Source organism: Caballeronia sp. AZ7_KS35, from assembly GCF_023631045.1.
GTDB classification, from domain to species: domain Bacteria; phylum Pseudomonadota; class Gammaproteobacteria; order Burkholderiales; family Burkholderiaceae; genus Caballeronia; species Caballeronia zhejiangensis.
Genome location: NZ_JALQDV010000017.1, coordinates 133,664 through 145,366 on the forward strand (window position 1 = coordinate 133,664; position 11,703 = coordinate 145,366).

An 11,703-nucleotide genomic window follows, 5' to 3' on the forward strand; every position below is an offset into this window, starting at 1 on the left:
CGACACGGTCGTTCACACGTGCGCACGGCACGCGCATACAATGGCGGTCAGACCGGCCAATTCAGTTTTCTTCCTATGAAAAACGTCCCGCATACCGTGACCGACGCCGCCATCGCGACCATTCGCGAGCGCATCGAATCGAGCATGTATCCGGTCGGGAGTCTGCTTCCGGCGCAGCGGCAGCTATCGGAAGAACTGGCGATCAGCCGGGCGTCGCTACGCGAGGCGCTCTCGACGCTCGAAGCGCTCGGCATGCTGCATATCCGGCCCGGAAAAGGCGTGTATGTCAGCAGTGCGCAGGCAAGCAACGCACATCCGTGGCGCTTCGGGGATCAGGCGTCGCTGCCCGACACCTATCAGATGCGCTTCGCGCTGGAGGGATTCGTCGCGCGGCTCGCGGCACATTCGATCGGCGACGCGGACATCGACTGGCTCGACGACAATCTCGACTCGCTGCACGCCGCGTTGACGGAATCGGCGCTGGACGAAGCCGCGCAACTCGACTTCGCGTTTCACATGCGTATCGTGAGTCTCGCGGGCAATGCGGCGATCGAATCGATCCTGCGCGGCAGCGCCGACATCATGAAGGAGAGCCAGCGGCTGCCGTTCTATCGGCGCGAACTGGTTTTATCGACGTATCACGAACACGCGGTCATCATCGAGGCTCTGAAGGCGCGCGACGGCGAGAAGGCCGGCCGCGCGATCGAAGGTCACATCGTCAACGCGGCGCAGCGCGCGGGCGTGCATTTTCCCGTTCCGAGCAAAGCTTGAGGCGAAAAAAAGCCGCTCCGAAGAGCGGCTTTGTCGTTTCAGCAGGCTGAAACTTACTTCGCGTTCGCGAGGGCGACCGCCGTATCCAGCATGCGGTTCGAGAAGCCCCATTCGTTGTCGTACCAGCTCGACACCTTCACGAGACGGCCCGACACCTTCGTGAGCGTCGAATCGAACGTCGACGAAGCCGGGTTGTGGTTGTAGTCGATCGAGACCAGCGGCGCATCGTTGTAGCCGAGCACGCCCTTCAGTTCGCCTTCCGACGCTTCCTTCATGATCTTGTTGATCTCTTCGACCGTCGTATCGCGCGCGGCGATGAACGACAGATCGACGACCGACACGTTGATCGTCGGGACGCGGATCGCGTAGCCATCCAGCTTGCCGTTCAGCTCGGGCAGCACGAGGCCGACGGCCGAAGCAGCGCCCGTCTTCGTCGGGATCTGGCTGTGCGTGGCCGAGCGCGCGCGGCGCAGGTCTTCGTGGTACACGTCCGTCAGAACCTGGTCGTTCGTGTAGGCGTGGATCGTGGTCATCAGACCGTTCACCAAGCCGATCTTGTCGTTCAGCGGCTTGACGAGCGGCGCGAGGCAGTTCGTCGTGCACGATGCGTTCGAGATGACCGTGTCCGACGCCTTCAGCACGTTGTGATTCACGCCGTACACGATGGTCGCGTCGACGTCCTTGCCGCCCGGCGCCGAGATGATGACCTTCTTCGCGCCGCCCTTGATGTGCGCGCTCGCCTTTTCCTTCGTCGTGAAGAAGCCGGTGCACTCCATCACCACGTCGACCTTCAGCTCGCCCCACGGCAGTTCGGCCGGGTTGCGGTTCGCCAGAACGCGGATCTTGTCGCCGTTGACGACGAGGTAATCGCCGTCGACCGACACTTCGCCCGGGAACTTGCCGTGCGCCGTGTCGTACTGCGTCAGGTGCGCGTTGGTCTTGGCATCGCCGAGGTCGTTGATGGCGACGATCTCGATGTCGTGCTTCTTGCCGTTTTCATAGAGGGCGCGCAGCGTGTTGCGGCCGATACGGCCATAGCCGTTGATTGCAACGCGAATCGTCATGGTCTATCTCCTTGGCTTAAAAAAACCTGCTTCGCTGACCGCGAATTTTACTGCGCGGCGAGGACGGCCTTCGCCGTCGCGACAACATGCTCCACCGTGAAGCCGAAATGCTTGAACAGCGCGCCCGCCGGAGCCGACTCGCCGAACGTGTCGATGCCGACCACGCCGCCTTCGAGGCCCACGTACTTGCGCCAGAAATCCGTCACGCCCGCTTCGATCGCCACGCGCGCCACGCCCTTCGGCAGCACGCGCTCACGATACTCGGCGTCCTGCTTGTCGAAGACGTTCGTGCACGGCATCGACACGACGCGCGCGCCGATGCCTTCCTTCGCCAGCGCCTCGACGGCTTGCATCGCGAGCTGCACTTCCGAGCCGGTCGCGATGAGGATGATCTTGCGCGCGGGGATATCGTCGTTCCAGTCGCGCAGTACGTAGCCGCCCTTCGCGATGTTGGCGATCTGAATGTCGTTGCGCGGCGAGAATTGCAGGTTCTGGCGGCTGAAAATCAGCGTCGACGGGCCGTTGTGCGCGATCGAATGCGTCCACGCGACCGCCGTTTCCACCGTATCGGCCGGACGCCACGTCTGCAGATTCGGGATCAGGCGCAGGCTCGACACATGTTCGATCGACTGGTGCGTCGGACCGTCTTCGCCGAGACCGATGGAATCGTGCGTGAAGACGAAGATCGAGCGCGACTTCATCAGCGCGGCGACGCGCAGCGCGTTGCGGCTGTAGTCCGAGAACGTCAGGAACGTGCCGCCGAACGGACGATAGCCGCCATGCAGCGCGATGCCGTTGATCGCAGCCGACATGCCGAACTCGCGCACGCCGTAGTTGATGTGATTGCCCCACTGGATGCCCGCGTGTTCCGGATTCGCGTTTTCGGCGTCGCCTGCGGCGCGAACGGCTTTGGAAGCCTTCCAGTTGGTGAGGTTCGAGCCGGTCAGGTCGGCCGAGCCGCCGAGCAGTTCCGGCAGTGCCGCGGCCAGCCCTTCGATGGCGTTCTGCGAGGCCTTGCGCGTCGCGATGGTTTCGGCCTTCTGATTCGCGTCCTCGATGATCTTCGCGGCAGCTTCGGCCCAGTTCGCCGGCAGCTCGCCGCTCATGCGGCGCGTGAATTCGCTCGCTTCCGACGCGTACTTCGCGCGATAGGCGTCGAACGCCTTGTTCCATTCCGCTTCGGCGTGCGTGCCTTGTTCCTTCGCGTCCCACGCCGCATACACTTCCTGCGGAATTTCGAACGGACCGTAGTTCCAGCCGATCGCCGCGCGCGTCGCCGCGATTTCCTTGTCGCCGAGCGGCGCGCCGTGCGCGTCGTGACCGCCCGCCTTCGTCGGCGCGCCCTTGCCGATGACCGTGCGGCAGCAGATCAGCGTCGGCTTGTCCGACTTCTTCGCGGCGGCGATAGCGGCATCGACTGCATCGACGTTGTGGCCGTCCACGGCGCGGATCACGGTCCAGCCATACGCTTCGAAGCGCTTCGGCGTGTCGTCGTGGAACCAGTGCTCGACGTGGCCGTCGATGGAAATGCCGTTGTCGTCGTACAGCGCGATCAGCTTGTTGAGCTTGAGCGTGCCCGCGAGCGAGCACGCTTCGTGCGAAATGCCTTCCATCAGGCAGCCGTCGCCGAGGAACACGTACGTGTAGTGATCGACGATCTTCGCGTCAGCCTTGTTGAATTCGGCGGCGAGCAGCGCCTCGGCGAGCGCCATGCCGACCGCATTGCCGACGCCCTGGCCGAGCGGGCCCGTGGTCGTCTCGACGCCGGCCGTGATGCCGTATTCCGGATGGCCCGGCGTCTTCGAATGCAGTTGACGGAAGTTCTTGAGCTCGCTCATCGGCAGGTCGTAGCCGGTGAGGTGCAGCAGCGAATACAGCAACATCGAGCCGTGACCGTTCGACAACACGAAACGGTCGCGATCGAACCAGTGCGGATTCGCGGGATTGTGCTTCAGATGGCGCGACCACAGCGCGACGCCGATTTCCGCCATGCCCATCGGCATGCCGGGATGGCCAGAGTTGGCTTGTTGAACGGCGTCCATGGCGAGCGCGCGGATTGCGTTGGCCATGAGGGCGGTCTGGCTGGAGGTCGGGATCGTCATGTCGAGTCTGGGCAGGTGCTGAAATGATCCGCGGTGCTTCTCTTGCAGTACTTCTCACTCGGGCCGGACCCGCACACACCACGTTTTCAGGACCGGAACGACTTGGAAACGACGAGAAACGACGAGGATCGGAAGCCCATCATTCTAACAGACCGGTCCGATTGACACGCGTCTGTAAGGGCGCAAATCCGGTGCGTCCGGACGTCCCGGGCGCGGGCATGCTCCGTGCACTTCACGCGTCGCCACACTGTCACGGCAGCATGACAATCCGTGACCTTACACGGTAACGCGCGCGGTCAACGGACGTTCATCTGGCGAAATCCGTCCGGCGCGCGGCGTATCGCGCAGGTTCCTCGCCGCTCCATTGATCGTACGGCTTCATGGCAAAATGTTTCCCAATGTGCAGCAGCAAGGCTTCAAGGAGTGCTTTCGATGACCGACCCTCGCCCCGCCGACGTGCCCTGGCTGACTCCGTATCTCACCGTGCGCGACGCACGCGTGAGCATTGCGTTTTATGAAAAAGCGCTAGGCTTCGCGGTGCGCGACAGCGTCAACGACGACGGCACGGTCATCCATGTCGAGATGACGTATCGCGGGCAGTTGATCGTGATGTTCGCGCCCGAAGGCGCGTACGGTTCGCAGGCGCGCACGCCGAAGAGCGCGGGGCAAATGGCGCCGCAGTCCTTCTATTTATACGTCGATGACGTCGACGCCACGTTCCATCAGGCGCTCGCAGTCGGCGCGAAGGCGCTCATCGAGCCGCAGGACCAGTTCTGGGGCGACCGCTTCGCGCAGATCGAAGATCCGGACGGCTATCGCTGGGCGATCGCGCGGCATCTGCGCTGAGCGCGCAGGCATTCTCACTATCCGCGGACGGCCGAGTCCGCGATCAATTATTCATGCCACGTTTTCATGTCGACGGCCCGCTCTGCGCAGGCCAAACCTTCGCCCTTCCGGATGACGTCGTGCGTCATGTGCACGTCCTGCGTCTGCAAACGGGCGATGCAATCACACTCTTCGATGGCCGCGGCGGCGAATATCGCGGCGAGCTCGTCGATATCGCGAAACGCGCGGCGACCGCGCGCATCGACGAACACAGCGATCGCGAAGCCGAGCCGCCGTATCGCGTGACGCTCGCACAAGGCGTCGCGGGCGGCGACAAGATGGACTGGCTCATCGAGAAGGCGGTGGAACTCGGCGTCTCGGGCATTGCGCCGATCACGGCCGAGCGCGGCGTCGTGCGTCTCGCCGGCGAGCGCGCATTGCGTCGTCAGGCGCACTGGCAGGCGCTCACGCGCGCGGCGTGCGAGCAATGCGGGCGCAATCGCGTGCCCGAGGTTGCGCCGCCGCGCGATCTCGGCGCCTGGCTCGCCGACCTGCCCGCCGCCATCAACGGCGAACTGCGCCTCCTTCTCTCGCCGCGCGCCGAAGTCAGCTTTGCGTCATTGCCCGTCGATCCGCCGGCGAGTCCCGTCACTTTGCTGATCGGGCCGGAAGCGGGTTTTTCGCCCGCGGAAGAAACCGCGATCGTCGATGCGGGTTTTTCCACGCTCGGGCTCGGCCCGCGCGTGCTGCGCACGGAGACGGCGGGCATCGCGGTGTTGGCGGCGCTGGCCGCGCGCTGGGCCGGCTGGTAAAAAAATAGCCCGATGGAAACCCATCGGGCTATTTTTCAGGCTTTGCACCGGCCTTGGTTCGAACGCTCAGACGAACGAATAGAACACGCGGAAAGCCACTTTCCTTTCCGCCCAGAATTCCGCCGCGTCGCGGAATACGTCCAGCAGCACTTCGCGGCCTTCCTTGTCGAACTTCTGCGCGATTGGCAGTTGTTCCAGCACGATCACGAAACCCGGTTGCGAGCCCGCCTTGTGAACGAGATCGGTGAGCGAATCGTAAAGCGCGTCGTAGTTCTTGCCGAAGTGTTTGGGAAAGAGAAACGAAAGAGCGATAGTCTCGAGCACTTCCTGTTTGCTCTGCGCATGGCCGAGATACGCGTACAGGAAATGCTGGCCGAGGCGGTTCGCTTCGTCCGCGAGATCCTGCACCCGGAACGCGCGGATCGACTGCACGATGTTCGGCCGCACGGTTGCGAACAGCGATTCCGAATCCTCTTGCGGATGGCGCTCCTCGGGCCTGGTCTCGTCGTCGGGTCTGTTGTCGTGTTCTGTCATGCGTAGCCGCAATACTCGCTGGAACAGGTTGCCATCGCCGGTGGCGAAAAGATCACCCGCGACGCTGTGGTCGTGCGCGTAGATGTTGTCGCTCATGCCGTTAATCCCGTAGTTGATCCGCAATGCGTTTGAAACTGGCGTAGTGGTCGTCCGTGTAGTAGCAATTGTCGAGCTTCTTCTTCGGACCGCCACACACGATCCGGCGCGCGCCGCGATCCCGCGCGCGAGGCGTGGGAACGGTGTATTCGTGGTAGTAGCCGCGTGGATGCCGCGGAAGCAAACGCTCGCGATTGCCGAACACGACGCCGTCCTTCTCGAAAGGGAAAGGGCCGCCCGCTTCGATCAGCCGCAAGGTTGCGACCGCCTGCTTGGGCAACTGCGCAATGTAGACGGTGGCCAGCCCGTCGCGCTCCTGCTCGCCGGTCGCTTGCGGTTGCCGCACCTGCGCTTCACGGACCGGTTCGGCCGGCGAGACGGGCGCCGGACTCGCCGAAGCAACCGTTTCCTGAACGCCGCTTCGAGGTTCACCCTTGCCGCACGCGCCCAAAAGGACGCTCAAGGCGACGAAAAACGAAAGAGCCCTCGCGCGTGTCACCAAACGGTTGTCCTCGCGTTACACCAGAATTCACGACCATGAAAGATGTAAGGGTATCGCTAATGACAGGGCGAAGCAACGTTCGCCCGAAAATCGGAAATTTTTTCGCACTTTGGACCGATCTCGCAAATTCTGATGACGTAATCCCGAAGAATTGACCGAAGTATGAGAGATTTTTATCCGAGTCAGGATAATAATTTGCTCGTGGGATCTGAAGCGTTGGGCGAGCCGCCTCACTCGTCGCCAGTTTCGCGGCATCGCGCTTGCCGTTCGATCCCGCTTTTTGCGTGTAAAGCAAACACTCCTTTGCTTTTTTTGCGGCGTGCCGTGTGTCCACGGCACGCTTTTTTTTTCGCGCAAAAAAAAAGCGGCGGGAAAGCCCGCCGCGTTCTTGGTCAAAGCAAGCCGCGATCAGCGCGCCGCCGATGCATCCGCCACCAGCAATGCCGTCATGTTGACGATTCGCCGCACCGTCGCCGATGAAGTGAGCACGTGAACCGGCTTCGCCGCGCCGAGCAGGATCGGCCCGATCGCGATGCCGCTTCCCGCCGCCGTCTTCAGCAGGTTGTACGAGATGTTCGCCGCGTCGATGTTCGGCAGGATCAGCAGGTTCGCGTCGCCTTCGAGCGTCGATTCGGGCAGCACTTCCTTGCGCAGACGCGCATCGAGCGCCACGTCGCCGTGCATTTCGCCGTCGACGTCGAGATCGGGCGCGCGTTCCTTGAGGATCGCGAGCACGTCGCGCATCTTCTGCGCGGTCGGCGCATTGCTCGTGCCGAAGTTCGAATGCGACAGGAGCGCGATCTTCGGCACGATGCCGAAGCGCTTCACTTCTTCCGCCGCGAGCATCGTGATTTCGGCGAGCTGCTCGGGCGTCGGATCGACGTTCACGTGCGTATCGACGATGAAAATCTGACGCCCCGGCAGCACGAGCGCGTTCATTGCCGCGTACACGTTCGCGCCTTCCTTCTTTCCGATCACCTGATCGATGAAGTGCAGATGACGATGCGTCGTGCTCACCGTGCCGCAGATCATGCCGTCGGCTTCGCCCTTCTGCACGAGCATCGCGCCGATCAGCGTCGTGCGGCGGCGCATTTCGAGCTTTGCCATCTGCTGGCTGATGCCTTTGCGCGCCATCATCTTCGCGTACGTCTGCCAGAAATCGCGATAGCGCTCGTCGTGGTCCGTATCGACCACGGAGAAATCGACGCCCGGCGCGAGACGCAGTCCGAATTTCTGGATGCGTTGCTGGATGACCGCCGGACGGCCGATGAGAATCGGCTTCGCGATCTTTTCATCGACGGCGATCTGCACCGCGCGCAGCACGCGCTCTTCCTCGCCCTCCGCGAACACGATGCGCTTCTTCTCCGGCTCGACGCTGCGCGCGAGCTGGAACACGGGCTTCATCGTCGTGCCGCTGTGATAGACGAACTGCTGCAGATGCTGCTCGTACGCTTCCATGTCCTCGATTGGACGCGTCGCCACGCCGCTGTCCATCGCCGCCTTCGCGACGGCCGGCGCGATCTTCACGATGAGACGCGGATCGAAAGGCTTCGGAATCAGATATTCCGGGCCGAACGACAAATCCTGAATGCCGTAAGCCGTCGCGACGATATCGCTCTGCTCCTGACGCGCCAGTTCCGCGATCGCGTTCACCGCAGCGATTTCCATTTCCTTCGTGATGACGGTCGCGCCAACATCGAGCGCGCCGCGGAAGATGAACGGGAAGCACAGAACGTTGTTGACCTGATTCGGATAATCCGTGCGGCCGGTGGCGAGCACGGCGTCCGGGCGCACTTCGAGCGCGAGTTCCGGCAGGATTTCCGGCGTCGGATTCGCGAGCGCGAGAATCAGCGGCTTCGCGGCCATCTGCTTGACCATGTCCTGCTTGAGCACGCCGCCGGCCGAAAGCCCGAGGAACACGTCCGCGCCTTCGATCACTTCGGCGAGCGTGCGCGCATTGGTTTCGCGCGCGAAGAGCTCCTTGTCCGGGTCCATCAGCTCCGTGCGGCCCTTGTAGACGACGCCGGCCAGATCCGTCACGAAAATGTTCTCGCGCTTCATGCCGAGATCGACGAGCAGATTCAGGCACGCCAGCGCCGCCGCGCCCGCGCCCGACGCGACGAGCTTCACTTCGCCGATGTTCTTGCCGACCACCTTCAGACCGTTCGTGATCGCCGCCGCGACGACGATGGCCGTGCCGTGCTGATCGTCGTGGAAAACGGGAATCTTCATGCGCTTGCGGCATTCGCGTTCGACGATGAAGCAGTCCGGCGCCTTGATGTCTTCCAGATTGATGCCGCCGAAAGTCGGCTCGAGCGCGGCGATCACGTCGACGAGCTTGTGCGGATCGCTCTCGTTCAGCTCGATATCGAACACGTCGATGCCGGCGAACTTCTTGAAGAGCACGGCCTTGCCTTCCATCACCGGCTTCGATGCGAGCGGCCCGATGTTGCCGAGGCCCAGCACGGCCGTGCCATTGCTGACGACGCCGACGAGATTGCTGCGCGCGGTGAAGCGCGCGGCGTTCAGCGGATCTTCGACGATCGCTTCACACGCGAACGCGACGCCCGGCGAGTAAGCCAGCGCGAGGTCGCGCTGGTTGATCATCTGCTTGGTGGGCGCGATCGCGATCTTCCCGGGAACCGGAAATTCGTGATAGTCGAGCGCAGCTTCGCGCAACTTGGTATTGGCGTCAGTCGTCATAAGGCGGGCTAGCAGTGCGGGAATTAGAATGGAAGTTCGAACGCATTGTAGCGCCAATCAGTCGCGGTTTCGGACCGCGCTCCATGCATTTCGGCTACAAGTGCCATGACTGGAAAACGTCTGGTCGGTCCGTCCGGCAAGCCTTCGCGGGCATCGGCCGAGTGTTTTCGAAATGCGGCGCCTGTTTCGGCGCGCTGCGTTTTTCATCGTGCATTGCAACAATCAACCTCAAGCGCCGACGCATGCTCTCCGAGTTTTCACTGATCGACCGTTTCTTTGCACGCCGCGCGACGGCGCCTTCCCCGCGTCATGACGAGGAGGCCGCGAAGCCGCTCGGCATCGGCGACGACTGCGCGCTTATCGCGCCGCCGGTCGGCCATCAGCTCGCCATTTCGACGGACATGCTGGTCGAAGGACGCCACTTCTTTCCCGATGTCGATCCGTACGCGCTCGGTCACAAGGCGCTCGCGGTGAACCTATCCGATCTCGCCGCGATGGGCGCGAAGCCGCACGCGTTCACGCTCGCGCTCGCGTTGCCGCGCGCCGACGAAACGTGGCTCGAAGCGTTCAGCAACGGTCTCTTCGCGCTCGCGGAAAGTCACGATTGCGCGCTCGTCGGCGGCGATACGACGAGCGGGCCGCTCAACATCTGCATAACGGTGTTCGGCGACGTGCCGCAGGGTGCGGCATTGCGTCGCGATGCGGCGCGTCCCGGCGACGACATCTATGTATCCGGCACGTTGGGCGACGCGCGCGCGGGCCTCGGCGCGATTCGCGGCGAGTGGTCCGCGCCGGAAGCTTCCGCCTGGCGGCGCGCGCTGGAGCGCCCGGAACCGCGCGTCGCGTTGGGCATGGCGTTGCGCGGCGTGGCGCACGCGGCGCTCGATATCTCCGATGGCCTCGCGGGCGATCTCATGCACATCCTGAAGCGCTCGCGCGTGCGCGCGGTCGTCGATGTCGATGCCGTGCCGTGCTCCGACGCCGTGCGCGTGCTGCCCGAAACCGCGCGCCGTCAATGCACGCTCGCGGGCGGCGACGATTACGAGCTCTGCTTCACCGCGCCCATCGATGCCCGCGACGCGCTCGCCAAGATCGCGACGGACGTGAAAGTGCCGCTGACGCGCATCGGTACAATCGAGTCATCCGGTGCGCCCGCAATCGCCTGGCGCGATGCGTCGGGCGCCCCGCTCTCCCTGACGTTGCAAGGCTTCGATCATTTCCATGCAAACTGACCCCACGCTAGCGGGCGACCCGGCCGCGCCGCGCAGCAAGCCGCGCAAGGCGAGCGCTCGCTTCATGCTCGACCATCCGCTTCATATTCTTTCGCTCGGCTTCGGCAGCGGACTGTCTCCCATCGTGCCGGGCACGGTCGGCACATTATTCGCGTGGGTGTCGTTCGTCGTGTTCAATCCGCATCTGACGGTCGCGGAATGGGGCGCGCTGATCGTCGCCGGCTTCATTGCGGGATGCTGGTTCACCGGCTTCACGGCCAAGAAAATGGGCACCGACGATCCGTCGCCGGTCGTGTGGGACGAGATCGTCGCGTTCTGGCTCGTGCTGCTGCTCGTCACGCCCGCGACCTTCACCGGACAATTGTGGGCGTTCGTCGTGTTCCGCTTCTTCGACATGGTGAAGCCGCCGCCCATCCGGTATTTCGATCGCCGGTTGAAAGGCGGTTTCGGCATCATGTTCGATGATCTCGTCGCGGCGTTCTTCACGCTGCTCGTGATCGCGCTCTGGCGCATGACCGTCTGATTTTTTCCATCCATCGGGACCACCGCCATGCCAACCGACACCGTCGTTCACCAACTTGCGATTCGCGTCGGCAACAAGCTGCACGCCGAACGGCTGATGCTCGCCACCGCTGAGTCGTGCACGGGCGGCATGGTCGCGACCGCCATCACCGATATTTCCGGCAGCAGCGCGTGGTTCGAGCGCGGCTTCGTCACGTATTCGAATCTCGCGAAGATCGAAATGATCGGCGTGCGCGCGACGCTGATCGAACAGCACGGCGCGGTCAGCGAGCCGGTCGCGAAGGCCATGGCCGAAGGCGCGCTGCGCAACAGCCGCGCGCAGGTCTCGGTATCGATTACGGGCGTGGCGGGACCGGCGGGCGGCAGCGAGGCGAAGCCGGTTGGAACCGTGTGCTTCGGATGGAGCAATCGTCTGAATACGCAGATCGAGACGCAGCATTTCAAGGGCGATCGCGAACAGGTCAGAACGCAGGCCGCCGCGCATGCCTTGCGCAGGCTGCTGGAGTTCATGGATCAGAGCGAGCGCTGAGCGAGCGTCTA

Annotated in this window: 11 protein-coding genes; 6 read left to right on the plus strand and 5 right to left on the minus strand. The window is 63.4% G+C overall.

Annotated elements, in window-relative coordinates; genetic code table 11:
• The first annotated feature begins 75 nt into the window (after positions 1-75).
• Positions 76-771 carry a FadR/GntR family transcriptional regulator gene (locus tag NCT05_RS14365; RefSeq protein ID WP_250502613.1) on the plus strand — a complete coding sequence of 232 codons (696 nt, stop codon included), beginning with the start codon at positions 76-78 and terminating at the stop codon, positions 769-771.
• Between the two features lie 53 nt (positions 772-824).
• Here NCT05_RS14365 and gap read toward each other — a convergent pair whose 3' ends face one another.
• Together gap and tkt are read right to left on the minus strand one after the other, a co-directional pair.
• The gene (gap, locus tag NCT05_RS14370) at positions 825-1,835 is read right to left on the minus strand and encodes a type I glyceraldehyde-3-phosphate dehydrogenase (RefSeq protein ID WP_008342872.1); all 1,011 of its coding nucleotides are present in this window, start codon (positions 1,833-1,835) and stop codon (positions 825-827) included.
• A 47-nt stretch (positions 1,836-1,882) separates the two neighbouring features.
• Positions 1,883-3,937, minus strand: coding sequence for a transketolase (gene tkt / locus NCT05_RS14375; protein ID WP_250502614.1), 2,055 nt, complete (start codon positions 3,935-3,937; stop codon positions 1,883-1,885).
• 432 nt (positions 3,938-4,369) lie between these two features.
• Between tkt and NCT05_RS14380 the strand changes: the two genes are divergently transcribed.
• Positions 4,370-4,783 carry a VOC family protein gene (locus tag NCT05_RS14380; RefSeq protein WP_008342874.1) on the plus strand — a complete coding sequence of 138 codons (414 nt, stop codon included), beginning with the start codon at positions 4,370-4,372 and terminating at the stop codon, positions 4,781-4,783.
• Positions 4,784-4,836: 53 nt separating this feature from the next.
• Positions 4,837-5,574: a 16S rRNA (uracil(1498)-N(3))-methyltransferase gene (locus tag NCT05_RS14385; RefSeq protein WP_250502615.1), complete on the plus strand. Its 738-nt coding sequence runs from the start codon at positions 4,837-4,839 to the stop codon at positions 5,572-5,574.
• A 66-nt stretch (positions 5,575-5,640) separates the two neighbouring features.
• Here the strand turns inward: NCT05_RS14385 and NCT05_RS14390 are convergent, their stop codons facing one another.
• From NCT05_RS14390 to NCT05_RS14400, 3 genes are all read right to left on the minus strand, one after another.
• A complete protein-coding gene (locus NCT05_RS14390; RefSeq protein ID WP_250502616.1) occupies positions 5,641-6,204 on the minus strand; it encodes a barstar family protein in 564 nt (187 codons plus the stop codon).
• Positions 6,205-6,208: 4 nt separating this feature from the next.
• Positions 6,209-6,703: a guanyl-specific ribonuclease gene (locus NCT05_RS14395; RefSeq protein ID WP_250502617.1), complete on the minus strand. Its 495-nt coding sequence runs from the start codon at positions 6,701-6,703 to the stop codon at positions 6,209-6,211.
• 411 nt (positions 6,704-7,114) lie between these two features.
• The gene (locus tag NCT05_RS14400) at positions 7,115-9,409 is read right to left on the minus strand and encodes an NADP-dependent malic enzyme (RefSeq protein WP_250502618.1); all 2,295 of its coding nucleotides are present in this window, start codon (positions 9,407-9,409) and stop codon (positions 7,115-7,117) included.
• Positions 9,410-9,651: 242 nt separating this feature from the next.
• Here NCT05_RS14400 and thiL point away from each other — a divergent pair, with 242 nt between their 5' ends.
• From thiL to pncC, 3 genes are read left to right on the plus strand one after another with little or no spacing between them, the layout of a single operon-like run.
• Positions 9,652-10,641 carry a thiamine-phosphate kinase gene (gene thiL, locus NCT05_RS14405; RefSeq protein WP_250502619.1) on the plus strand — a complete coding sequence of 330 codons (990 nt, stop codon included), beginning with the start codon at positions 9,652-9,654 and terminating at the stop codon, positions 10,639-10,641.
• Positions 10,631-11,164 (plus strand): phosphatidylglycerophosphatase A family protein, encoded by a 534-nt coding sequence (locus tag NCT05_RS14410; RefSeq protein ID WP_244807630.1) that lies wholly within the window; start codon positions 10,631-10,633, stop codon positions 11,162-11,164. Before thiL ends, NCT05_RS14410 begins: the two co-directional genes overlap by 11 nt.
• A 27-nt stretch (positions 11,165-11,191) precedes the next feature.
• Positions 11,192-11,692, plus strand: coding sequence for a nicotinamide-nucleotide amidase (gene pncC / locus NCT05_RS14415; RefSeq protein ID WP_250502620.1), 501 nt, complete (start codon positions 11,192-11,194; stop codon positions 11,690-11,692).
• Positions 11,693-11,703: the final 11 nt, after the last annotated feature.